The following is a 20,293-nucleotide window of genomic DNA, read 5'->3' on the forward strand; positions in this document are numbered from 1 at the left end:
GGCGCTTCCGGTCGCCTTGGGAGCAATGTCGGGTGCGGCGCCGGCAAGCGCGCAGGACGCATACCCCAACCGCTATGTTCGCATCATCACCAACGCCGGCCTCGGCTCCAGCCCCGATGTGCTGGCCCGGATAATCGCCGACGAACTGTCCAGCCTCTGGCGCCAGCAGGTAATCGTTGAGAACAACAGCGCGGGAGGAGGCATCGTCGCTGTGCAACGGGCGGCCGATGCTGCACCGGACGGCTACACACTGCTAGTCGCATCTGCTTCGGCCTTCACCGTCCTGCCAATTCGCCAGGAGCGCGCGCCGATCACGATCGGCACGCATTTGAAACCGGTCGCCTTCCTCGGCGCATCGCCGATGGCTTTCGCCGTCAGCCCCAAGCTCGGCGTCGCATCAATCAAGGAGCTCGTCGCGCTGTCGCGAAGCGAGCCCGACAGGATCTTCTATGCTGCGAATCAAACAGGCTCATTGCCACACATGTCGGGCGAGTATTTTAAGTCGCTCACGGGTGCCTCGCTGACCTTTGTACCCTACCGCGGCGCAGCCGATGGGCTCAGCAGCGTCCTGTCCGGTCAGACCAGCTTGATCATCGAGAACTATCTTGCGATCAAAGGCGCAATCCAGTCCGGCGAGCTCATCCTCCTCGCTTTCTCAGCACAAGAACGCCTGCTCAATTTTCCCGAGGTGCCGACGGTCGCCGAGACCGCGCCCGGGTTTCTCGCCATCGGTTGGGCAGCACTGATGGCCCCGATTGGCGTGCCGGACGACATCGTCAATAAGGTTCACACCGATATCCGCCGCATCTTCGACCAGCCCAGCGTCAGGCAGCGATTGATCGCCCTTGGGACCTATCCCGCCTTTCCATCGACGGCCGAGCTCGCCAACTTCATCGAGCGGGAGCAGGCGCAGTGGAAGCCCATCATTCGAAGCATTCTCGCGGTGGGAGCTCCAGCCAAAGAAGCTGATCGGCCGAGCAGCCCACGCCAATAGGGCTTAGATTTTAACCGGGACCTTCGACGCGGTCGCCCCGGCACAAGGCCTGGCATGACGGCAGCGTCACGCGTACCGCGTCAGCTCCCCGCCCCGGAACACATAAACCACGCCCTGGACGATATCGATGAGCGGGGCGACCGCCGGCTTGGCGACACCGAGCGCCACCATGAGCCCGCGGCAGGTGCCGCCATGGGCTGTGACCACGGTGTCGCCTTCGAGGCCGGCGTACCAGCGTTTCATCCGCGCCGAGACCATCTCGTAGCTCTCGCCATTCGGCGGCACGAAATGAAACTTGTCGTGTTCGCGTTGCGCAATGCGCACCGGATCATTCTGGTGCAACAGCGCAATGGTGGAACCTTCCCAGTCGCCGAAGGATAATTCCTTGAGCTGATCGTCGCGCCGGAAGTCGCCGCGCGGCAGATTGAGGCCGTCGCGCACCAGTTCCATGGTTTCGGTCGCGCGCGACAGCGGGCTGGATGCGTAATCGAGCGCAGCAGAATCGACGCCGTCCTTGGCGAACAGATCGCGCAGCACGAGGCCGCAATGCCGCGCCTGATCGCGGCCGTTATCGTTGAGCGGAATATCGCGATGGCCCTGCAGCCGGCCGGCCACGTTCCAGTCGGTCTCGCCGTGACGGATGTAGTAAACCGTCGGCATTCCCATCGAAGCTATTTAACCGGAAAATCGGGCGCGTCCGGGTGCTTGATGCCAACGACATGATAGCCGGCATCGACATGCTGGATTTCGCCGGTGACGCCGCTCGACAGGTCGGACAGGAAGAACACGCCGGCCTTGCCGACGTCCTCCAGCGTCACATTGCGCCGCATCGGCGTATTGTATTCGTTCCATTTGAGGATGTAGCGGAAGTCGCCGATGCCCGAAGCGGCCAACGTCTTGATCGGGCCGGCCGAGATGGCGTTGACGCGGATGTTCTTCACGCCGAGATCGGCCGCCATGTAGCGCACTGAGGATTCGAGCGCCGCCTTGGCCAGACCCATGACGTTGTAATGCGGCATCCACTTTTCGGCGCCGTAGTAGGTCAGCGTCAGCATCGAGCCGCCATTCTTCATCAGCTTCTCGGCGCGCTGGGCGATCGCCGTGAACGAGTAGCAGCTGATGAGCATGGTCTTGGTGAAGTTGTCTTCCGTGGTGTCGACGTAACGGCCGTCGAGCTGATCCTTGTCGGAATAAGCGATGGCGTGGAGGACGAAATCGAGCGAGCCCCAGGCCTGCTCGACCTGAGCGAAGACGGCGTCGAGCGAGGCCGGGTCGGTGACATCGCAGTGCCCGACCACCAGCCCGTCGACCTCCTCGGCCAGCGGCTCGACGCGCTTCTTGAGCGCATCGCCCTGGTAGGTGAAGGCGAGGTCGGCGCCATGGTCGCGGCAGGCCCGCGCGATGCCCCAGGCGATCGAGCGGTTGTTGGCCACCCCCATGATCAAGCCGCGCTTGCCGCGCATCAAATCCGAGCCTTCAGCCATTTCCGTCCTCGCTTGAGCCGGCATCGCCGGCCGCCCCCGTATGGCATAGGGTCCAGGGGCCATCAAGCAAACCGCCCGTGCCCCCACGGCCAATGTGAATTTCCGCTGCACCACGGAATAGGTCTGATGCGGCGGGGTTTTTCGTCTCAGACGCCGCGGCCGGGCCGACCCCGCGCGTCCGGTCCGGACGGCCGGTTGACGGTTGCCCGGCAATCGGGTCGGCTTTCTCAGGAGCAAGCGATTGGCCACGTTCCGCCGTGAGATCGAGGCGACCATCCCGGCGCTGCGCCGCTATGCGCGGGCGCTGACACGCGATGCCGATCTCGCCGACGATCTGGTCCAGGACACGCTGGTGCGCGCCCTGCGCTCGGAGCACCTGTTCCACGGCGGCGACATCCGCGTCTGGATGTACACCATCCTCGCCAATCTGAACCGCAACCGCCTGCGCTCGCTGGCGCGGCGGCCGACGATGATGCCGATCGACGACGGCGACGCCGCCGAAGGCGCCCCCGAAGGCGCCCGCGACATCGAACGCGCGCTCGCCACCCTCGTCGACGAGCAGCGACAGGTACTGCTCCTCGTCGTTCTCGAAGGCCTGAGTTATCGCGAGGTGGCGGAAATTCAGGGCGTGCCGATCGGCACCGTGATGTCGCGTCTCGCGCGTGCGCGCAGCCAAATCAAAACATTCCTTGAAGGCGGGCGCCCGGCGCTCCGCCGCGTGAAATAGGACGGCCAAAATCATGACCGATCATGACAAGCCCGTGACAGAAGACGAGCTACACGCCTATGTCGACGGCCTTCTCCCCGACGACCGCAAGGAAGCGGTGGCGACCTGGCTCGCCGCCAACCCGGATGCGGCGGCCCTGGTCGCGGCCTGGCGCGCGCAGGCCGACGCTATTCGGGCGCGCTACGGCGCGGTGGCGAGCGAGCCTGTGCCGGACCATCTGCAGATCGATCGCATCGTCGCCGGCGACATCATCGCCGCGCGCCGAGGTAGCCGGCCGTTTCGCATCATGGCCGCGGCCGCCGTGGTGGTGGCCTTTATTGGTGGCGCGGCCGCCGGCTGGGCGGCGCGTGGCGTGCCGGGTCAGTCCCACTCAAGCTTCGATCAGATCACCGCGCAGGCGCTCGATGCGTACAAGCTTTATGTTGTCGAGGTGCGCCACCCGGTCGAAGTGCCGGGCACGGAGACCGCGCATATGCAGGCCTGGTTGTCGAAGCGCGTCGGCGCTGAACTGGTCATTCCCGACCTGGCCTCGCTCGGCCTCAAACTTGTCGGCGGGCGGCTGCTACCCGGTCCGACCGGCACGGCCGCGGCTTTTTACATGTATGAGAACGCGGCCGGCGAGCGCTACACGATCTATTGCGCCAGAGCGACGCAAGGCGAGACCGCGCTGCATTTCAAGACTGGCGAGCAATATGCCGCCGTCACCTGGGTCGACGACAAGGTCGGCTATGTGGTCAGCGGGCCGTCCAATCGCGACAAGCTCGAGACGGTCGCCAAGAACGTTTACGAGCAGATCGACAAGGGTGCGGCGAAGAAGGGGTGAGGCAGCGACATTCAACGCGTCATCACCGGGCTTGACCCGGTGATCCCGCTTAGTGACGCACGGCGCCCACCTAAGCGGGATGGCCGGATCAAGTCCGGCCATGACAACTAGGTAATATCCTTCCTCGGATCGTAGGGCTTCTCGTCGCGCAGTTTCTCGATCTCGCGCTTCAACTCGTCATCGATCTTCTCGGGCAGCATCACGCGCACCGTGGCGAGCAGATCGCCGACGGACTTGCCGCCCTTGGCTTTCAAACCCTTGCCCTTGAGACGGAAGGTGCGCCCGGCATTGGTGCCGGCGGGAATCGCCAGTTCGACGGCGCCGTCGAGCGTCGGCACTCGCACCTTGCCACCGAGCACCGCCTCATAGAGCGTGATCGGCAGCTCGAGGCGCAGGTCGTCGCCGTCGGCCTTGAACAGCGCATGTGGCGCGATATTGATCGTGATGATGGCGTCGCCGTTGCGGCCGAGCGGGCCCGGATAGCCCTGCCCCTTCAGCCTGATTTGTTGACCGCTAGCGATGCCCGCGGGAATCTTGACCTCGACATCCTTGCCGGTCGGCAGGCTGACGCGCGTCGTCGCGCCCTTTACGGCGTCGGTCAGCGAAATCGTCAGCGAAGCGGCAAGGTCCTGCCCGGTCGCCTGCGAGCCGAAATCTTCCGGTTCGAACTCGGTCGAGAAACCGCGCGTGCCGGGACCGCCCGCCCGCCCGCCGAACATGCCGCGCAAGAGGTCCTCGAAGCCCGAACCGCCGGCCCCGCCCGCCCGGCGCTGGAAGCCGTCCGGCCCGAACGAGAAACTCTCGAAACCGCCGCCACCACCCTGTCCAAAGCCCTGGCCGAAACCGCCCGCACCGGGATGGAAGCCACCGCCCGGCTGACCGGCGAACCCCTGGAAACGCGGCTTGCCTTCGGCGTCGATCTCGCCGCGGTCGAATGCCTTGCGCTTCTCATCGTCGCCGACGATCTCGTAAGCGGCATTCAGCTCGGCAAAGCGCGATGCTGCCTTGGCGTCGTTCTTGTTGGCGTCGGGATGGTGCTTTTTCGCAAGCTTGCGGAAGGCGGACTTGATCTCCGCCTCGCTCGCGGTCTTGGACACCCCCAGAACGGTGTAGGGGTCACGCATCCGTGGCAACTCCCGTCAAATCTCGTGAAACAGCCCCTTCGGGCGGCATTGTGCCGTCGAATCGGGACTTAATGTGGGGGCCCTGTTGCCGCGATGCAACGGAGTTGTGGCGCGCCGACCGCTCAGGAGCGTTTCCAGGGCTTCATCGAGCGTATTTCCCAGGCGCCTTTTCTCGGCCGACAGGCTTCGCCCTGCAGCCAGGCCTCCTTGGCGCCATTGACGTAGCTGGCCAGGAAGTCGCGGCAGGTCTGGTCGCCATTGACATAGGCCTGCGCGATCGGGGTCACGGTACCGCGCGCCCCGGTCGCCGGGTTCTCCCACGGCTGGCTGGCGTCCTTGCCGCCGCGCGTCAGCACTTCCTTGACCGCGACGCGAGCGAAAGCGAGATCGGCGGCCGGCGGGAGTTCGTCGGCTTCCTTGGAACCAGGCGGTGGGGTGATGGAGCCTGTGACATCGGAACTAGACCCGAACACCGATTCGAACGGTCCGGAGAGGCTGCAGCCGCCGGCAGCGAGCGCGACGAGCAGCGCAGACATACCGGCCAGCCCGCGCCATAGGCGGGGCGCGACGGTTCCTCTATATAAGGACCGACGGTCCGAACGGGCCATTTCACAGCCCAGTTGACGGGTCGGAAGACCGGTCACCGCGAAACTCCACCTGGTCAGACTTGCTCAAGACTGGAATTGCAATGTCCGAGACGACTTCGATTGAACACACAGTAAAGTTAACGAGTGGTGATTTTACGGAAGCCGACGAGCCGATGCGGCTGTTCGCCGCCTGGCTTGGCGATGCCACACAATCGGAACCGCGCGACCCGACGGCCATGACCTTGGCGACCGTCGACAGCGACGGCCTGCCGAATGCGCGCATGGTGCTGCTTAAGGGTGCCGACGCCGACGGCTTCGTCTTCTATACGAACACCGAAAGCCAGAAGGGCAACGAGCTCGCGGCCAACGCCAAGGCGGCGCTGGTGTTTCACTGGAAGTCGCTCAACCGGCAGGTCCGCGTGCGCGGCGTGGTCGAGCGCGTGACGCCGGAAGAAGCGGACGCCTATTTCGCCACGCGCCCCAAGCAGGCGCAGATCGGCGCCTGGGCCTCGCAGCAGTCGCGGCCGCTGGAAAGCCGCCTCGCCTTCGAGAAAGCCATCGCCGTCAACGCCGCCAAATACGCGCTCGGCACCGTGCCGCGGCCGCCACACTGGTCCGGCTTCCGCATCGTGCCCTCGTCCATCGAATTCTGGCACGATCGCCCGTTCCGCCTGCACGACCGCGTCGTCTTCAAGCGCGACAATCCCGGCGCGCCGTGGAGCAAGACGCGGCTTTATCCGTGATACGCCCCGCTTCCGCGGGGACGAACGGAGAGAAATCAGTTAGAAGAGAACATGCCCAATCCACCATCCAATCAGCCGCGCCGGACCCTGCTCCTGACCGGCGCCAGCCGCGGTATCGGCCACGCCACGGTGAAGCGCTTTTCCGCTGCCGGCTGGCGCGTCATCACCTGCTCGCGGCATCCGTTCCCGGAGAATTGCCCGTGGGATGCGGGACCTGAGGATCACATCCAGGTCGATCTCGCCGACGAGGCGAGCACTTTCGCGGCGATCGAGGAGATCAAGCGCCGCCTTGACGATCACGAACTGCATGCGCTGGTCAACAACGCCGCGATTTCACCGAAAGCCGAGGGCGGCAAGCGCCTCGGCTCGCTCGACACCACGATCGACGTGTGGAAGCGGGTGTTCAACGTCAACTTCCTGGCGCCGATCATGCTGGCGCGCGGCCTGGTCGACGAGTTGAAAGCGGTAAAAGGCTCGGTGGTGAACGTGACGTCGATCGCGGGCTCGCGCGTGCATCCGTTCGCCGGCGCGGCCTATGCGACGTCGAAGGCTGCCCTCGCCTCGCTGACGCGCGAGATGGCGTCCGACTTCGGCCGGCTCGGCATCCGCGTCAACGCCATCGCGCCGGGCGAGATCGACACGTCGATCCTGTCGCCGGGCACCGAGAAGATCGTCGAGCAGATTCCGATGCAGCGCCTCGGCACGCCGGATGAAGTCGCCAAGATCATCTACGTGCTGTGCACCGAGACCAGCTCATATGTGAACGGCGCCGAAATCCACATCAACGGCGGCCAGCACGTCTGATCTCGGCAATCCGTTGCGCACGTGGCGCAAATGCCGCGACGTTGAAGTAAATCCGATTCAAAGTGCGCGTGGCGTGTCGAACGGCGCCGGGCGGGTCGGCGGCCTGCGCCGGTTTTGCACGCCGGCAAATTGCAGCTTGTGCGTTTCGCCGCACGGGCACCTGAAATTCATCGGCGCCTTGAGCGGATTGATCATGTCCTCGTAGGCAATGCGGCTGATGACCGCGATGCCGGTATCCGGACACGTGATGATGATGCGCGGTCGGCCCATGGCTTCGTCCTCCAGCGGCTGCCCCAGCTTTCAGGCAATGAACGCAGGGGGATGCGGGGAGTTCCACAAGCGGCAGCAAAGCGAGTTCTCAGCGCCTTGGAGCTCCTTGTAAGGCGTAAGGCGGTAAGCTAAATTGCTGATATGAACCGTCCGATCCGCCCGCCAGCCGTCTATTCCAAGGTTTCGGTCAAAAGCCAGACGGTGCTGCCGCGCGCCGTGCGCGAAAAACTCGGCATCAAACCCGGCGATACCTTGCGGTATCGCGAAACCGAAGACGGCATACTTCTCGACAAGGCTACACCGGAAGGCGACGATCCGTTCGCGACCTTTTCCGAATGGTCGAGCGAGGCGGACGAGAAGGCCTATGGCTCGCTCTGAGAAAGCGCGTTTTTCCGCTTTCGACGTCGTCGTCGTCGTTCCATTTCCCTACGCGGATCGATTGGCCGAAAAACGCCGCCCGGCTCTCGTCATATCGTCGCCCAAGCTCGCCCCTTACGGTCTCGTCTGGCTGGCAATGATCACGAGTGCCGATAACGAGCGTTGGCCGTGCGACGTGCCGATTGTCGATCTGGACCGTGCCGGTTTGCCGGCTCCCTCGATCATCAGACCCGTGAAGATTGCATGCGTTGAAGCCGCGCGTGTCGAACGCCGCACCGGTCGCCTCGACAAAGCCAGTGCACGGGCGCTCTCGCAGCAACTTAGGGGATTGATGGCCGCGCCTTAAGTGAGGCCCGATCGCCCTACAACCACTTCTTCCACTTGAAGAACAGGATCGGCCCGATGGCGGCGCAGAGCATGATAAAGAGCGCGATCGGATAGCCGGCGAACCAGTCGAGCTCGGGCATGTGCTTGAAGTTCATGCCGTAGATCGAGGCGACGAGCGTTGGCGGCATGAAGATCACCGCCGCGATCGAGAATATCTTGATGATGTCGTTCTGCTGGATCGAGACGATGCCGAGCAACGCGTCGAGCAGGAAGGTGATCTTGCCGGCGAGATAGGTGGCGTGATCGGACAGCGAGATCACATCGCGCTGCATCGAGGTCAGTTGCAGCTTGTAATCCTTCGGCCACTTCATCGCCTCCGCTTCGTTGGCGAGGAACGACAACAGGCGGCCGACCGACACCAGACACTCGCGAACCTTGGAGGATAGATCACCCTTGCGGCCGAGCGTCTTGAGCACCTCGTTGTAGGACGGCGGACCGCCCTCGTCCTCGGGCTCGAAGATCATGCGCGACACCTGATCGACCTCGGCGGCAACACGCTCGAGAATATCGGCGGATCGATCGACAATGGCGTCGAGCAGGTCCATCAGCACGCTGTCGCCCGATACTTTAGGCCCGCAGTAGCGGCCCAGCTTGTGCTCGATCAGCGCGAAAGGCCGCGGCGAGTCATAGCGCACGGTGCACAAGCAGTGGTTGGCCAGGATAAAAGTGACAGGCGTGGTCTTAGGCGTCGCGGTGTCCGACTGGCACATCAGCGTGGCCGTCATGTAACGGCCGCCGTTCTCGACATAGAGGCGGCTGGAGACTTCGATCTCCTGCATCTCTTCCCGAGTCGGAATTGCGATGCCGAGAATCTGCTCGACGGTTCTGTCTTCCTGTACGGTCGGGTTGACGAGGTCGATCCACACCGGCGCCTCCGGAGGCGTCACATCGGGTTCGACCGGAATTCGCTCAAGGAGCGCGCCGCGCTGGACGTAGATCGCGATCATCAATCACCTTGGGCGGTCGCCGCAGCCGCTGTGGCCGATGATCTTTCATGGCAAGAACGCATCGCCCGGCGCAAGCCGAATTTGCGCGGGCCGTGGGCTCAGGGCGACGGAAAACCGGCCGCACACATCTCGTGCGCGGCGCGGCGGACCCTGACGCTGATCTGAGAAAAGTGGTGCGGCCTGGCTCTCAGATGGCACGGGCCGCAGGCTTGAACCGAGAGCGGACGGATCAGTCGCTGTCGTGCGGCACGAAGCGCTTGGCTTCGGTCGGCTTGCGCTCCGGCTTATGGCGTACGGCGCCGGCGACGGCGGAGATGCCAATCTTGCCATAACGCTCGTTGAGCTGGCCCGACGAGCCCTGCTGCTGCTGTTGCTGTTGCTGCGGACGCTCCTTACGCTCCGTACCCTTGGGCGCGGTCATTTCAGTGTTGCTCCATAAGTCCCTGAGGTTTCCTCGAGGGTGTTTGTTGTCGGCAACTGGGGCGGAATTGCGCAAGCAAACAAGGTCTGTCTGTGACTCTGGCGCAGAACCGGACCATTGCGGCCAATTCGACGAGTATACCCTTTATTATGGTAAACCCTCTGTTAACACCTTGCAGGCAAGGTGCTTTTTCAGATGGGCGCAAGTGTTCCGCTTTTCGCTTGTTTAAAACCCGAAAAAACTGCGGCTTTCCTGCAACAACCGCACAGGAACAGATCGCGCCAGCGTTAAGAAGCGTGGCAAAATCGCGTCGTCTTCGCTTAATTGCGTTGCGGAATTGGACAGGTCGGGCGCTGACCTAGCGACCGGAAGAGAGGGCAAAATGCGGGCTAAGGGGTTGATTCTTGCTGTGTTTGGCGTCGGGCTGATGCTCGGTGGTTGCATGCAGGCCACGGTCGAGCCGGCGTCCGACGCCAGCATGACCCCGCGCGACAAGAAGCTTCTGGCCGCGGCGCCCTACGAAAAGGCGACAATTCCCGAGCCTTATCAGCGGCATATCGTCGACTATCACCGCAAGGAAGTGCCCGGCACGATCGTCGTCGATTCGGACGCTCGCTATCTCTACTACGTGCTCGATGGCGGCAAGGCGATCCGCTACGGCGTGACCGTCGGCGAAGAGGCTCTGGCCTGGTCGGGCGTCGCCAAGGTGGGCCGCAAGGCCGAATGGCCGACCTGGACCCCCACCGAAGACATCAAGAAGCGCATGGACGTGCCGAACTTCGTCGGCTCCGGCCCGCAGAACCCGATGGGCGCGCGCGCGCTGTATCTCTACGAGGGCAACAAGGACACCCTCTATCGCATCCACGGCACCAACCAGCCGGAATATATCGGCCAGGCGATCTCCTCGGGCTGCATCCGCATGACCAACGAGGACATCATCGACCTCTACAACCGGGTGAAGCCGAACAGCGTCGTCGTGGTGCTGGCGCCGGGCCAGGGCGACTCGCCCTTCAGCCCGACGGTCAAGCCGCGCATGGCGTCGGCGAGCAGCCTGTTCAACTGACAAGTTACGGGGACTGAGATGGAAACGGCGCCTTCGGGCGCCGTTTTTGTTTTGCGCCTTGTTACCCGAGCGTCACCCGGACGATCTCCGGCGGCATGCCGAGCCGCATCGGCACCTTGCTGGTCCCGAGGCCGCCCGAGACGATCATGTGCCGGCCCCGTTCGATGATGTGCCCATAGGCGAAGCGCGCGCCGTAGGCGGACGGCGCCCAGAACGGCGCGATCAAAGGCGGCCGGATCTGGCCGCCATGGGTGTGGCCTGCCAAGGTCAACGACACGCGATCCGGCACATGAACAAAGATGTCCGGCTCATGGACCAGCAGGATGATCGGATCGGCGGTGTCGCAGCGTTTGAGCGTGCCAGGCAGATCGTCGACGCCGCGAAACAGGCTGTGGCCGAGCCGATAGGCGAGCTGATCGCCGAGCCCGGCCAGCCAGAACCGCGCCCCGGCCTCGCCGAGCAGCACGGCGTCGTTCTCCATCACCGGGATACGCACATGGCGCAGCGCCGCGCGGGTCGGCTCAAGACCGTGCCACCAGTCGTGATTGCCGAGGATTGCATAGACACCGAGAGGCGCCTTGAGCCGGGCCAGCTCCGCCGACCAGGCTTCCGGCGGCACCAGTTCGGTGATGAAGCGATGCGTGGCGAAATAGTCGCCGAGCAGCACCGTCAGATCGCTGCCGAGCGCATTGGCGGCATCGACCACCTGGCGCACGCGCGCGATCCCCATATTCGGGCCGCCGGCATGGATGTCGGCGATCACCGTGATGGTCAGCCGCTGGCCGACCCGCCATCCCGGCGGACTAAGGCGATAATCGGTGATCGATAGGCCGTTGGCCGCTTCCATCGCCGCATAAACGCCGGTGCCTGTCGCCATGACGCCCGCGAGGCCCGTCAACCCAATACCGGCCTTGATCAGCCCGCGCCGGGTCATGCCCGACGCGGCAGGTGGTGGCGGCGCATATCGGCGCACATCGAAGGTCATGCGTCCGGCCTAGCGGAAAAGGTTGAAAGGAAGGTGGATACCGCCGCCCCGCGATCGCTTGCGCTGGGCCGGGGGGCGCGGCCGTGGCAACGGCACATCGGCGAGCGCGATCTGCGTCGGCGCCGCGTCCGGCTTTGTCGCCGCGTCATCGGCTTCGTCGTCGGGCTCCGCGGCGGTGGCGGGAGCGGCATCCGACATAGGCTCGGCTTTCGCGACCTCGGCCGGCTTCGGCGGCGGTGGAGGCGGTGGCGGCTCGAGCACATTCCACTGGCACATGCGGAAGCCGCCGCGCCGCTGCGCCAAGTCCACATGGATGTGCTCTTCGTGATAGCCGTCCGAGCCAGGCCCCAGCACCGTGGTGAAGCGTGCGCAGGCCGACGTGCGCAGATCGGTGCGCACATCCTTGGCGAAAGTCTTGTCGGTGAGCAACACGGACTTCTTGTCCGTAAAGGTGATGCTGCGGATGTCGACGGCATTGCCCTTGCCGTGCTCGCTGAGCTTGGCGCCGAAGACGCGATTACGGCCGCGGCAACTGAAGTCGTCGTAGGTCTCGACGCTCGCCAAAGTCAGTCCGCTTTTGGCGACGCGAACCGCGATGTCGTCGCGGACCCAGAGGGCGACTTGTTCGGCCATCTCACAGCGCAGCATCGGCGCCGGCCTGATGTCGATAGCCTTGCCCTTGTCGGCGAGCACGGCTTCCAGCTCAACCATGTCCTCGCCGCCGCAGGCGCCCGGCCCCATCAGACGCGGAATTGGTCGAAGCTTTGCCGTCTTCTCGAGCCGCTTGCGGCAATCCGACGGCTCGGAGGTCACGGATGCGGTCTGGAAGTCCGCACCGGCGGCCTCGCGAAACGACAACGGTTCACGCCATGGCGCGGCGACTGCCGGTATCGCCGGCTTCGGCCGCGGCAAAGGCACGTCGTCAGCCAGGGCGGACGACACGCCGCTTCCCATTGCGATGCAAAATAATGCCGCCACTCGCCTCATCGTCTGCGATCTCTGCCACGAATACGGCCTTTGTGCGAGGCACAAAGCGAACGCCTTCCCAAAGACGGCGTTTTCACCTGTCACCGCGCAAGCTAGTCTATGTCCTGACCGGCGAGGGGCCGGTCCAAAAAGCCGGCAGGCTGGCGGCAACCACAGCCGCCCAACAACACTGAGAGGGAACATCATGCTCGGGCTGATGCAGGGCTGGCCGCTATTGTGCCAGCGCATTGTCGATCACGCCGCCACCTTCCACGGCGGCCGCAAGGTCATCACCCGTTCGGTCGAGGGGCCGATCGTCGAGACCACCTACGCCGATATCCGCGCCCGCGCGCTGAAAGTCGCGCAGCGGCTGGACAGAGACGGCATCAAGCTCGGCGACCGCGTCGCGACCCTCGCCTGGAACACCTGGCGGCACCTCGAATGCTGGTACGGCATCATGGGCATCGGCGCCATCTATCACACCGTGAACCCGCGCCTGTTCCCCGATCAGATCGTCTGGATCGTCAACCATGCGGAAGACCGCATGATGTTCGTCGATCTGACCTTCGTGCCGCTGCTGGAAAAGATCGCCGACAAGCTGCCAACCATCGAGCGCTATGTGATCCTCACCGACGGCGCACACATGCCGCAGACGTCGCTGAAGAACGCCGTCGCCTATGAGGACTGGATCGCACAAGTCGACGGCGACTTCGCCTGGAAGGAGTTCGACGAGAACACCGCCGCCGGCATGTGCTACACCTCCGGCACCACGGGCCATCCCAAGGGCGTGCTCTACTCGCACCGCTCCAACGTGCTGCATTCCATGATCGCCGCGATGCCCGACGCCATGGCCGCATCGAGCCGCGATGTCATCCTGCCCGTGGTGCCGATGTTCCACGCCAATTGCTGGGGCCTGGCGCTGACCTCGCCGATGGTCGGCGCCACTTTGGTGATGCCCGGCGCCAAGATGGACGGTGCCTCGATCTACGAATTGCTCAATACGTATAAAGTCACCTTCACCGCCGCGGTGCCGACGGTGTGGCTGATGCTGCTGCAGGATCTGGAAAAGACCGGCCAGAAGCTGCCTTATCTCAACCGCGTCGTCATCGGCGGCTCGGCCTGCCCGCGCGCCATGACCAAGACGTTCCAGGACGTCTACGGCGTCGAGGTGATCCACGCCTGGGGCATGACCGAGATGAGCCCGCTCGGCTCGCTCTGCACCATGAAGCCGGAATACGCGAACCTCTCCGGCGACGCCAGGCTCGACATCGAGATGAAGCAAGGCCATCCGCCGTTCGGGGTGGAGATGAAGATCACCGACGACAATGACAAGCCCCTGCCATGGGACGGCAAGGTGTTCGGCCGGCTCAAGGTGCGCGGGCCGGCGGTGGCGAAGAGCTACTACAAGGGCGAAGGCAACGAGGTCTTCGACAGGGACGGCTGGTTCGACACCGGCGACGTCGCCACCATGGACCCGCATGGTTACATGCAGATCACCGACCGCTCGAAGGACGTGATCAAGTCCGGCGGCGAGTGGATCTCGTCGATCGATCTGGAAAACCTTGCCGTCGGCCATCCCAAAGTGGCGGAAGCCGCCGTGATCGGCGTTGCGCATCCAAAATGGGACGAGCGCCCGCTGCTCGTCATCGTGCTCAAGAAGGGCGAGACCGCGACCAAGGACGAGATCCTCGGCTTCATGCAGGGCAAATGCGCCAAGTGGTGGATGCCGGACGACGTCGCCTTCGTCGACGAAATCCCGCACACCGCGACGGGCAAGATTCAGAAGATCACGCTGCGCAAGCAGTTTGCGGAGTATCGGCTGCCGACGGGAGAGGCGGCGGAGTAAGTTGAAACGGCCTAGAATGAACGCCGAACAACGCCGCAAAGCGAAGCGCCGCAAGGAACCCTCGTGCCACTTCTGATAAGAAAAGACGGACCGGGCGGATTACTTCCACCAATTGCGTCAATCCTAAATCGCCTCCAAGGGCCTCTATTCAACGCCGAATGGGGACTGCAGCATCCGCTTGCGATCTTCAATCGTCGGTGGACGACTTTTGAGCAATCATTAGTCGCAGTTTTAGATGCACTCGATGGCTGGCACTCGCCAAGAGCGAACGACGAAACCTCAGAGCACCTTCTCAAGTCACAAAAGAACCTTTTGTACGATGCGACGGAGCTTATAGAAGACTTCGAGAAAAATATGCTCAGAGCCGTGCTCTCGCGCGAGACCTACGGCAAAAATCGGTTTTCCTTAAGTAAAGGCTTAAGAAACCATGTAGTCGTCCAATGCAACAAAATGAAACATGCACATGCCTATTTAGGATTCGTAGAGGCCCGATATCAGTTTGCTAAAATACCGGGATACTCTGTATTCTCGCTTACTGAACCTGACACCTTGGGCCCGGAAAAGAATATCCATCAGCAACGGGAAGCATTCTCCTTCTCGATAGAACTCAGAAAGATAGTGTCAAACGTCTACCTCTTGGCAGATGAGGTCACACAAGAAATTATAAAGCACGCCACCCTTAGTCACACAGAACCAGACAACAAAATATCTGACCGAACATCGGACATTCTCCGTCGCGTGAACGACCTACCAAGGCTGGCATTTCCATCAGAACGTCCTGCGCATATGCCCATTTATCATTTCGACGGCACCACTCTCGAGATTGACGACAAGGGTGGAGAAATTCATCACGCATCAGGAAATTCGACGATCAGTGCAAGTCACGTAGGAGATGGCGTAACGAAACGATTCCGAGTACCCATCGTATAAACTAACGATTCAGAGCCTCGCCACCGTCGCCCCATCGAACACACCACCGCAGTATTTCGCGATCGCCTCGCTGAACACACCCTGCCCCTGCGCCTTGGCGAACAAGGTCATCGACGAACGGAACTTCATGTCGTCCGGTGAGCCGAATATCAGCTCAACTGTTCGGCCCGACTCGCCGACCAGCTTCGTGCATTCGATGAGGCGTGGACTCAGCACCGGGTGCGCGAGATAAGCCCGCGCCTCGTCGAGGCCGGAGATGGCGTATTTCCGCGACATCGCGCTCATGCCCAGCCCCGCTATCTGCGGAAAGATGAACCACATCCAGTGACTCGTCTTCTGCCCGCGGTTCAGTTCCTCGCAGACATCGGCATAGACCGGCGCTTGCGCCGTGACGAAGCGCTGGAGATTGAAAACGTCGTTCGCCATATCGCTAGGTTCGCCGTGCGGCTAAAGTCGTCTCCTATCGTCGCACGTTGACGGAGGCAGTTTCAACAATGGCGAAGGCTTGGGCCAAAGCATCCGATCTGCGCCGACTGGCATTGGCGCTCAACGGCACCACCGAGGCGCCTCATTTCGATCGCACCGCCTTCAAGGTCGCGCGCATCTATGTGACGCTCGCTACCGACGGCGAAACGGCAAACTTTAAGTTCGCGCCGGACGAACAGGCACTTAAATGCACGGTCGCGGCAGATGCCTTCACGCCGGTGCCGAATGCCTTCGGCAAGCAGGGCTGGACCACGGCGACGCTCTCGAAACTCACGATTCCCGAACTGCAGTCGGCGCTCGAGATGGCGCATGCGCACGCGCTGCCGACAAAGGCCAAGCGAAAGCCGCGCGCTTCAGGTTGAAACCAACATCTTCGCTGGAACGACTCATCGCGCCGCTTGTTCAACCGACAAGCCCGCGCCGGGTGACAACCGGCCGCAATGGGGATGTTGGATGCAGGTGATTTTGCCGGTTTCTGCCTGCAACAGCAACGCATCGGTACGCGTCGACATCTAACCCATTCCCGGCGCGGGCGACATTCGTCCTTCAACATACTCGCTCATTCGCGCCGCATTCTCGCCGCGACCAGGTCGCTTTTTTAATTCACGAGTTCCCTCGCACGTCATCACCAATTCCCCCATCCGTAACGGAACGTGACGGCACCAATGTTCCGTTGATGGCGTTGTTCCAGCACATCTGTCAGCCGGGCCAAGCGCCCGGACAATCCCCGAGACCAGGAGACAACGCACCGCGCCCATCGTGCGCGACGACAGCTTCTTTGCGCCGACAGGGCGCGATGAGAACGGAGGGACCGATCATGAATATCGACCTGCCGCCCCTCTGCCCCGTCTGTGGCGGCCAAACACGATTGAAAGAGATGCACCGCGCCCCGCGCGGCGACGGCTTCAGTTGCTTCTTCCGCTGCGTCGATTGCCGCACCGATTATCCGCGCAGGCTGACCGCCGCTGACGCACAGTCGGCCGGCTTTCTGTCGCCGCCGCCACCCGGCGAGGGCGAGCGCGGTCCGGCGGCATAAGGCCAGCGCGCGATTTTGGAAATCGCGGCAGCTCGGCTACAAGGCCGCCACGGCGGCGCCGACATTCGGCGCCGCGTTTTGTAAGGAGCGCCGGAATGCCAATCACCCGCCGGGCCGCCCTGCTCGCCGCGCTGGCCGCGAGCATCGCGCCCTTCCCCGCCACCGCACAGACCGGAAAAACCATGACCACTGCTTCAGGCCTTCAGATCCAGGACATCCAGGTCGGCACCGGCGCGACGCCGAAGCGCGGCCAGACCTGCGTGATGCACTACACTGGCTGGCTCTATGTGAACGGCCAGAAGGGCAAGAAATTCGATTCGTCGGTCGATCGCGGCGAGCCCTTCGAATTTCCGATCGGTGCCGGCCGCGTCATCAAGGGTTGGGACGAAGGCGTCGCCACCATGAAGGTCGGCGGCAAGCGCACGCTGATCATTCCGCCGGACCTCGGCTATGGCGCGCGCGGCGCCGGCGGCGTCATTCCGCCGAACGCGACGCTGATCTTCGACGTCGAACTGCTCGGCGTGAAGTAGCGCGACAACCGGTTCAGGAACGCCTCGTCACCTCCTTCGTTTAAAGCGAAGGAGGTGACGACATGGGTCTTCAGGAGCTTCTCTACGGCGTCGGCACGGTGCTGCTGCTGGGCGCGCTCGTCTACGGCGTCATGCGCGCGGGCCGCCGACGGCAGACAAGCCGGCGGGAGATCGAGGCGACGCGCCGCAATTTCGACAAGGCGTGAATTGGCGGCGTGAGCAGTTGCTCAGCCGGCCTTGCGCTTCCACGGCAGGAAACCACCGAGCAGCGCGTCGGCCAGCGACGTCGCAGGCTCGCGGCCGGCGCGGTCGTGGACCAGTTCGTGGATGAAGCCGAGCTTACGGATCACCGCGGGCGACAACACGAACGGATAAAGATCGCGCGCTCCCATCGAGCGGTTGACGTTATTCATGGCGAACACATAGGGCAGCCAGGCGTCGACGATCTGGTCGATGGTGTCGGCACGATATGGGTCGAACGTCACCTTCGCGGCGAAGTCGCCGGTGTTGTCGACCTTCGGCTTTACCGACATGCCCGAGGCCGCGACCATTTCCAATGTGTCGACGATGTGGATGTAGTGCGACCAGGTTTCAGCGAAATCCTCCCACGGATGGGCGCTGGCATATTGCGACACGAAATGGTCCTGCCAGTCGGGCGGCGCGCCGGTCCTGTAGTGCCGCTGCAGCGCCTCCCCGTAATCCTGACTGTCGTCGCCGAACATGTCGCGAAAGGTCTCGAGCTTGCCGCCATCACGCACCAGGATGTCCCAGTAGTAGTGGCCGATCTCGTGGCGGAAGTGACCGAGCAGCGTCCGGTACGGCTCGCCCATGGCGACGCGGCGCCGTTCGCGCTCGGCATCGTCGGCCTCGACCAGCGCGATGGTAATGTTGCCATTGTCGTGGCCGGTCATCACCCTGGGACTACCATTTTGTGGCGCGTCCGCGAGGAATTCGAACGAGAGGCCGCGCGCCGGATCATCGATGATCGTCGTCAGCGGGAGGTTGAAGCGGATCAGCGAATAGAACAGCCGGTGCTTGGCCATCTCCAGCGCCTGCCACGCCGCCAGATGTCCCGGCACCGTCAGGTCGGGGACGGTCCTGTTATGACGGCAGGCCAGACAATAGGCATCGGCCGTTTCGTCCGGCACGAACCAGTTACACACGCCATGCTCGGCATTTACACAGAGCAGCCGGCGCTGATCCGGCGCGCTGAGCGGCTTCCACTCATTGCCGCCGAGGGGCTCGATCGCGGTCATATCGGTCTGCGCCGGGCGATAGGCGAGCCGGTGCCCGCAGACCTCGCAGGACACGTTCTCGAAATAGACGATGTTGCCGCAGGCCTGGCACTTGAACAGTTTCATGACTGAATTGATGGAAGCGGCGTTGGAGGAATGCTCACAGCAACGCCATCCCCCAAACGGGTTCCAACGACCGCAGCCAGTTACGCCCGGTCTACTCGGCGGCCTGCAACTGCTTGGGCAGGCGGTTCTGCGCCGCGACCAGCCTCTGCATCAGCCTGAGATCGCGATCGCTGAGCTTGAGCGCGCAATCCGCCCAGATCCGCACGATGTCGTCGAGCTCGTCGAGCGGCATCGGATTGACGCGCCGGCCAACCTCATAGACAGCGCGAATGCCGGCGTGACGGCTCTGGCTGCGCGCAATGTAATCCTTCGCAGCCTCGATCCCCTGCCCCGGCTCCACCACCATATGGACCAGGCCGGCTTCTTTCATCTCGTCGGCCGTATAAGTGCGGCCGCTGAGCATCATGTCTTCGGCGAAAGCAGCATTCGCTCGCCGCGCGACGATGCTGTAGGCGCCCATGCCGGGAAACAGACCGAACAAGGTCTCGGGGAAGCCGAACTTTGCCGTCCGCTCGGCGATGATGAAATTGAACGACAGCAGCGATTCAAGACCGCCGCCGAGCGCGTCGCCCTGCGCCAAGCCGATGGTGACGATCGGCAGGTCGAGCGCGGTGTGAAACCGGTGCAGCACGCGCACGCAGGACTTGCCGTAATCGATCAACGCCTGCCGGTCCTGGTTACGGATGCAAGTCGCGAACAGGTCGAGATCGCCGCCGAGGCTGAAAACACCGGGCGAGCGCGAGCCGGCTATCAGGTAGCGCAGTTCGTTCGGCTGGCTACCAAATCGCGCCACAATGCCGTCCTGCATGGCGTGAATGTCGTCGAGCAAAGCCAGACTGTAGCTCGGACGCCCTTTCGCGCGCATGAAGCTCCACAACGCACCACTCTTCTCATCGAAGGAAACTTCAAGGTGCTCGAGGCAGAAAAGTCTGGCGGCGTCAGCGGCTCTTTGCAGTTCGAGCGTGCGGCCGCCGAGACGGGCAACGCTGTCAGCCTGCATCGCCGGCGGCAGTGCAAAAGGTACAAACCGACCACCTGCAACGGTGTCGCGCGACGCAATACTCGTCATTTGACCACCACGCTTACAACGCAACCAACACGACGGGCGGCACGTACCGCGCCCGTTAAGGATTATTTTACCTTAACACTTTCTTAAGATTGCGCCAGCGCATTAATGCACCTTGGTGAACCGCCATGCAGATTCACGGGTGCGTCACAACGGCCCAAAGGCACGGAAATACCGTAGGTTATTGTGAATTAACCACGGCAATGAAATTGCGCTGGCGCGGTCGCTATACCGCCCGTGCCGACGGCCGGGACACTTAAACCAGCCGAGACTGGCGCCCCGGGAAAATGCGGCCCGCCGACGCCTGTTGCGTCCGGTTGCCACGCCTTGGGCTT

27 protein-coding genes are annotated in these 20,293 nt (G+C 63.1%); 14 read left to right on the forward strand and 13 right to left on the reverse strand.

Annotation, left to right across the window (positions count from 1 at the left end):
- The first annotated feature begins 25 nt into the window (after positions 1-25).
- Positions 26-994, forward strand: a complete 969-nt coding sequence (locus tag E8Q40_RS16725) for a tripartite tricarboxylate transporter substrate binding protein (protein ID WP_168197879.1) — start codon at positions 26-28, stop codon at positions 992-994.
- Positions 995-1,060: 66 nt separating this feature from the next.
- On the opposite strand, the gene E8Q40_RS16730 is transcribed toward E8Q40_RS16725, so the two are convergent.
- Together E8Q40_RS16730 and fabI are read right to left on the reverse strand one after the other, a co-directional pair.
- Complete coding sequence (locus E8Q40_RS16730) at positions 1,061-1,660, reverse strand: histidine phosphatase family protein (protein ID WP_137045618.1); 600 nt, start codon at positions 1,658-1,660, stop codon at positions 1,061-1,063.
- A gap of 5 nt (positions 1,661-1,665) precedes the next feature.
- The gene (fabI, locus tag E8Q40_RS16735; RefSeq protein WP_137045619.1) at positions 1,666-2,478 is read right to left on the reverse strand and encodes an enoyl-ACP reductase FabI; all 813 of its coding nucleotides are present in this window, start codon (positions 2,476-2,478) and stop codon (positions 1,666-1,668) included.
- A gap of 241 nt (positions 2,479-2,719) precedes the next feature.
- On the opposite strand from fabI, the gene E8Q40_RS16740 reads away from it, so the two are divergent.
- Entirely contained in the window at positions 2,720-3,205 is a 486-nt protein-coding gene (locus tag E8Q40_RS16740; RefSeq protein WP_137045620.1) for a sigma-70 family RNA polymerase sigma factor, read from the forward strand.
- 13 nt (positions 3,206-3,218) lie between these two features.
- Complete coding sequence (locus E8Q40_RS16745) at positions 3,219-4,028, forward strand: anti-sigma factor (protein ID WP_137045621.1); 810 nt, start codon at positions 3,219-3,221, stop codon at positions 4,026-4,028.
- Between the two features lie 107 nt (positions 4,029-4,135).
- On the opposite strand, the gene E8Q40_RS16750 is transcribed toward E8Q40_RS16745, so the two are convergent.
- Together E8Q40_RS16750 and E8Q40_RS16755 are read right to left on the reverse strand one after the other, a co-directional pair.
- Entirely contained in the window at positions 4,136-5,152 is a 1,017-nt protein-coding gene (locus E8Q40_RS16750) for a DnaJ C-terminal domain-containing protein (RefSeq protein WP_137045622.1), read from the reverse strand.
- 122 nt (positions 5,153-5,274) lie between these two features.
- Complete coding sequence (locus tag E8Q40_RS16755) at positions 5,275-5,688, reverse strand: RT0821/Lpp0805 family surface protein (protein WP_137045623.1); 414 nt, start codon at positions 5,686-5,688, stop codon at positions 5,275-5,277.
- 152 nt (positions 5,689-5,840) lie between these two features.
- On the opposite strand from E8Q40_RS16755, the gene pdxH reads away from it, so the two are divergent.
- Both pdxH and E8Q40_RS16765 read left to right on the forward strand, forming a co-directional pair.
- Positions 5,841-6,482 carry a pyridoxamine 5'-phosphate oxidase gene (gene pdxH / locus E8Q40_RS16760; protein WP_137045624.1) on the forward strand — a complete coding sequence of 214 codons (642 nt, stop codon included), beginning with the start codon at positions 5,841-5,843 and terminating at the stop codon, positions 6,480-6,482.
- A 51-nt stretch (positions 6,483-6,533) separates the two neighbouring features.
- Positions 6,534-7,286: an SDR family NAD(P)-dependent oxidoreductase gene (locus E8Q40_RS16765; RefSeq protein WP_137045625.1), complete on the forward strand. Its 753-nt coding sequence runs from the start codon at positions 6,534-6,536 to the stop codon at positions 7,284-7,286.
- 57 nt (positions 7,287-7,343) lie between these two features.
- Here E8Q40_RS16765 and E8Q40_RS16770 read toward each other — a convergent pair whose 3' ends face one another.
- The gene (locus tag E8Q40_RS16770) at positions 7,344-7,556 is read right to left on the reverse strand and encodes a hypothetical protein (RefSeq protein WP_137045626.1); all 213 of its coding nucleotides are present in this window, start codon (positions 7,554-7,556) and stop codon (positions 7,344-7,346) included.
- A 141-nt stretch (positions 7,557-7,697) separates the two neighbouring features.
- Here E8Q40_RS16770 and E8Q40_RS16775 point away from each other — a divergent pair, with 141 nt between their 5' ends.
- Positions 7,698-7,934 carry an AbrB/MazE/SpoVT family DNA-binding domain-containing protein gene (locus E8Q40_RS16775; RefSeq protein ID WP_137045627.1) on the forward strand — a complete coding sequence of 79 codons (237 nt, stop codon included), beginning with the start codon at positions 7,698-7,700 and terminating at the stop codon, positions 7,932-7,934.
- Positions 7,921-8,280 carry a type II toxin-antitoxin system PemK/MazF family toxin gene (locus E8Q40_RS16780; protein ID WP_137045628.1) on the forward strand — a complete coding sequence of 120 codons (360 nt, stop codon included), beginning with the start codon at positions 7,921-7,923 and terminating at the stop codon, positions 8,278-8,280. The genes E8Q40_RS16775 and E8Q40_RS16780 overlap by 14 nt, the downstream gene beginning before the upstream one ends.
- A gap of 16 nt (positions 8,281-8,296) precedes the next feature.
- Here the strand turns inward: E8Q40_RS16780 and E8Q40_RS16785 are convergent, their stop codons facing one another.
- A complete protein-coding gene (locus tag E8Q40_RS16785) occupies positions 8,297-9,268 on the reverse strand; it encodes a magnesium transporter CorA family protein (RefSeq protein ID WP_137045629.1) in 972 nt (323 codons plus the stop codon).
- Positions 9,269-9,497: 229 nt separating this feature from the next.
- Entirely contained in the window at positions 9,498-9,689 is a 192-nt protein-coding gene (locus E8Q40_RS16790; RefSeq protein ID WP_137045630.1) for a hypothetical protein, read from the reverse strand.
- A 427-nt stretch (positions 9,690-10,116) separates the two neighbouring features.
- On the opposite strand from E8Q40_RS16790, the gene E8Q40_RS16795 reads away from it, so the two are divergent.
- On the forward strand, positions 10,117-10,752 hold the full coding sequence (locus tag E8Q40_RS16795) for a L,D-transpeptidase (RefSeq protein WP_137046778.1): 636 nt from the start codon (positions 10,117-10,119) through the stop codon (positions 10,750-10,752).
- Positions 10,753-10,813: 61 nt separating this feature from the next.
- Here E8Q40_RS16795 and E8Q40_RS16800 read toward each other — a convergent pair whose 3' ends face one another.
- Both E8Q40_RS16800 and E8Q40_RS16805 read right to left on the reverse strand, forming a co-directional pair.
- Positions 10,814-11,737 (reverse strand): metallophosphoesterase, encoded by a 924-nt coding sequence (locus E8Q40_RS16800; RefSeq protein ID WP_370455199.1) that lies wholly within the window; start codon positions 11,735-11,737, stop codon positions 10,814-10,816.
- A gap of 9 nt (positions 11,738-11,746) precedes the next feature.
- Positions 11,747-12,679, reverse strand: coding sequence for an extensin family protein (locus tag E8Q40_RS16805; protein WP_168197881.1), 933 nt, complete (start codon positions 12,677-12,679; stop codon positions 11,747-11,749).
- 229 nt (positions 12,680-12,908) lie between these two features.
- On the opposite strand from E8Q40_RS16805, the gene E8Q40_RS16810 reads away from it, so the two are divergent.
- A complete protein-coding gene (locus E8Q40_RS16810; protein WP_137045632.1) occupies positions 12,909-14,549 on the forward strand; it encodes a fatty-acid--CoA ligase in 1,641 nt (546 codons plus the stop codon).
- 63 nt (positions 14,550-14,612) lie between these two features.
- Positions 14,613-15,479 carry a hypothetical protein gene (locus tag E8Q40_RS16815; RefSeq protein WP_137045633.1) on the forward strand — a complete coding sequence of 289 codons (867 nt, stop codon included), beginning with the start codon at positions 14,613-14,615 and terminating at the stop codon, positions 15,477-15,479.
- Positions 15,480-15,488: 9 nt separating this feature from the next.
- Here E8Q40_RS16815 and E8Q40_RS16820 read toward each other — a convergent pair whose 3' ends face one another.
- The gene (locus tag E8Q40_RS16820; RefSeq protein WP_137045634.1) at positions 15,489-15,905 is read right to left on the reverse strand and encodes a DUF1810 domain-containing protein; all 417 of its coding nucleotides are present in this window, start codon (positions 15,903-15,905) and stop codon (positions 15,489-15,491) included.
- 68 nt (positions 15,906-15,973) lie between these two features.
- On the opposite strand from E8Q40_RS16820, the gene E8Q40_RS16825 reads away from it, so the two are divergent.
- Positions 15,974-16,327: an MmcQ/YjbR family DNA-binding protein gene (locus tag E8Q40_RS16825; protein ID WP_137045635.1), complete on the forward strand. Its 354-nt coding sequence runs from the start codon at positions 15,974-15,976 to the stop codon at positions 16,325-16,327.
- A gap of 24 nt (positions 16,328-16,351) precedes the next feature.
- On the opposite strand, the gene E8Q40_RS22365 is transcribed toward E8Q40_RS16825, so the two are convergent.
- Positions 16,352-16,477 carry a hypothetical protein gene (locus tag E8Q40_RS22365; protein ID WP_255473853.1) on the reverse strand — a complete coding sequence of 42 codons (126 nt, stop codon included), beginning with the start codon at positions 16,475-16,477 and terminating at the stop codon, positions 16,352-16,354.
- Between the two features lie 305 nt (positions 16,478-16,782).
- Between E8Q40_RS22365 and E8Q40_RS16830 the strand changes: the two genes are divergently transcribed.
- The 3 genes from E8Q40_RS16830 to E8Q40_RS22025 all read left to right on the forward strand — a co-directional run bounded on the left by E8Q40_RS16830 (position 16,783) and on the right by E8Q40_RS22025 (position 17,737).
- Positions 16,783-17,001 (forward strand): hypothetical protein, encoded by a 219-nt coding sequence (locus E8Q40_RS16830; protein ID WP_137045636.1) that lies wholly within the window; start codon positions 16,783-16,785, stop codon positions 16,999-17,001.
- Positions 17,002-17,096: 95 nt separating this feature from the next.
- Positions 17,097-17,531, forward strand: coding sequence for an FKBP-type peptidyl-prolyl cis-trans isomerase (locus E8Q40_RS16835; protein ID WP_137045637.1), 435 nt, complete (start codon positions 17,097-17,099; stop codon positions 17,529-17,531).
- 62 nt (positions 17,532-17,593) lie between these two features.
- On the forward strand, positions 17,594-17,737 hold the full coding sequence (locus E8Q40_RS22025; protein ID WP_168197882.1) for a hypothetical protein: 144 nt from the start codon (positions 17,594-17,596) through the stop codon (positions 17,735-17,737).
- A gap of 21 nt (positions 17,738-17,758) precedes the next feature.
- On the opposite strand, the gene E8Q40_RS16840 is transcribed toward E8Q40_RS22025, so the two are convergent.
- Positions 17,759-18,892, reverse strand: coding sequence for a putative zinc-binding metallopeptidase (locus E8Q40_RS16840; protein ID WP_137045638.1), 1,134 nt, complete (start codon positions 18,890-18,892; stop codon positions 17,759-17,761).
- A 91-nt stretch (positions 18,893-18,983) separates the two neighbouring features.
- Positions 18,984-19,961, reverse strand: a complete 978-nt coding sequence (locus E8Q40_RS16845; protein WP_137045639.1) for a crotonase/enoyl-CoA hydratase family protein — start codon at positions 19,959-19,961, stop codon at positions 18,984-18,986.
- Positions 19,962-20,293 lie beyond the last annotated feature (332 nt).

It is taken from the genome of Pseudolabrys sp. FHR47, assembly GCF_005153485.1.
In the GTDB taxonomy this organism is placed as follows: domain Bacteria; phylum Pseudomonadota; class Alphaproteobacteria; order Rhizobiales; family Xanthobacteraceae; genus Pseudolabrys.

Excerpts from the sequence above, each read along its gene's own strand:
- E8Q40_RS16730 (WP_137045618.1), bottom strand. The coding sequence starts at position 1,660 with ATGGGAATGCCGACGGTTTACTACATCCGTCACGGCGAGACCGACTGG.
- E8Q40_RS16800 (WP_370455199.1), bottom strand. The coding sequence starts at position 11,737 with ATGACCTTCGATGTGCGCCGATATGCGCCGCCACCACCTGCCGCGTCG.
- E8Q40_RS16840 (WP_137045638.1), bottom strand. The coding sequence starts at position 18,892 with ATGAAACTGTTCAAGTGCCAGGCCTGCGGCAACATCGTCTATTTCGAG.
- E8Q40_RS16780 (WP_137045628.1), top strand. The coding sequence starts at position 7,921 with ATGGCTCGCTCTGAGAAAGCGCGTTTTTCCGCTTTCGACGTCGTCGTC.
- E8Q40_RS16790 (WP_137045630.1), bottom strand. The coding sequence starts at position 9,689 with ATGACCGCGCCCAAGGGTACGGAGCGTAAGGAGCGTCCGCAGCAACAG.
- E8Q40_RS16785 (WP_137045629.1), bottom strand. The coding sequence starts at position 9,268 with ATGATCGCGATCTACGTCCAGCGCGGCGCGCTCCTTGAGCGAATTCCG.
- E8Q40_RS16845 (WP_137045639.1), bottom strand. The coding sequence starts at position 19,961 with ATGACGAGTATTGCGTCGCGCGACACCGTTGCAGGTGGTCGGTTTGTA.
- pdxH (WP_137045624.1), top strand. The coding sequence starts at position 5,841 with ATGTCCGAGACGACTTCGATTGAACACACAGTAAAGTTAACGAGTGGT.
- E8Q40_RS16825 (WP_137045635.1), top strand. The coding sequence starts at position 15,974 with ATGGCGAAGGCTTGGGCCAAAGCATCCGATCTGCGCCGACTGGCATTG.
- E8Q40_RS16830 (WP_137045636.1), top strand. The coding sequence starts at position 16,783 with ATGAATATCGACCTGCCGCCCCTCTGCCCCGTCTGTGGCGGCCAAACA.
- E8Q40_RS16795 (WP_137046778.1), top strand. The coding sequence starts at position 10,117 with ATGCTCGGTGGTTGCATGCAGGCCACGGTCGAGCCGGCGTCCGACGCC.
- E8Q40_RS16775 (WP_137045627.1), top strand. The coding sequence starts at position 7,698 with ATGAACCGTCCGATCCGCCCGCCAGCCGTCTATTCCAAGGTTTCGGTC.
- E8Q40_RS16745 (WP_137045621.1), top strand. The coding sequence starts at position 3,219 with ATGACCGATCATGACAAGCCCGTGACAGAAGACGAGCTACACGCCTAT.
- E8Q40_RS16770 (WP_137045626.1), bottom strand. The coding sequence starts at position 7,556 with ATGGGCCGACCGCGCATCATCATCACGTGTCCGGATACCGGCATCGCG.
- E8Q40_RS16810 (WP_137045632.1), top strand. The coding sequence starts at position 12,909 with ATGCTCGGGCTGATGCAGGGCTGGCCGCTATTGTGCCAGCGCATTGTC.
- fabI (WP_137045619.1), bottom strand. The coding sequence starts at position 2,478 with ATGGCTGAAGGCTCGGATTTGATGCGCGGCAAGCGCGGCTTGATCATG.
- E8Q40_RS16820 (WP_137045634.1), bottom strand. The coding sequence starts at position 15,905 with ATGGCGAACGACGTTTTCAATCTCCAGCGCTTCGTCACGGCGCAAGCG.
- E8Q40_RS16835 (WP_137045637.1), top strand. The coding sequence starts at position 17,097 with ATGCCAATCACCCGCCGGGCCGCCCTGCTCGCCGCGCTGGCCGCGAGC.
- E8Q40_RS16755 (WP_137045623.1), bottom strand. The coding sequence starts at position 5,688 with ATGTCTGCGCTGCTCGTCGCGCTCGCTGCCGGCGGCTGCAGCCTCTCC.
- E8Q40_RS16750 (WP_137045622.1), bottom strand. The coding sequence starts at position 5,152 with ATGCGTGACCCCTACACCGTTCTGGGGGTGTCCAAGACCGCGAGCGAG.
- E8Q40_RS16725 (WP_168197879.1), top strand. The coding sequence starts at position 26 with ATGTCGGGTGCGGCGCCGGCAAGCGCGCAGGACGCATACCCCAACCGC.
- E8Q40_RS22365 (WP_255473853.1), bottom strand. The coding sequence starts at position 16,477 with ATGTCGACGCGTACCGATGCGTTGCTGTTGCAGGCAGAAACCGGCAAA.
- E8Q40_RS22025 (WP_168197882.1), top strand. The coding sequence starts at position 17,594 with ATGGGTCTTCAGGAGCTTCTCTACGGCGTCGGCACGGTGCTGCTGCTG.
- E8Q40_RS16765 (WP_137045625.1), top strand. The coding sequence starts at position 6,534 with ATGCCCAATCCACCATCCAATCAGCCGCGCCGGACCCTGCTCCTGACC.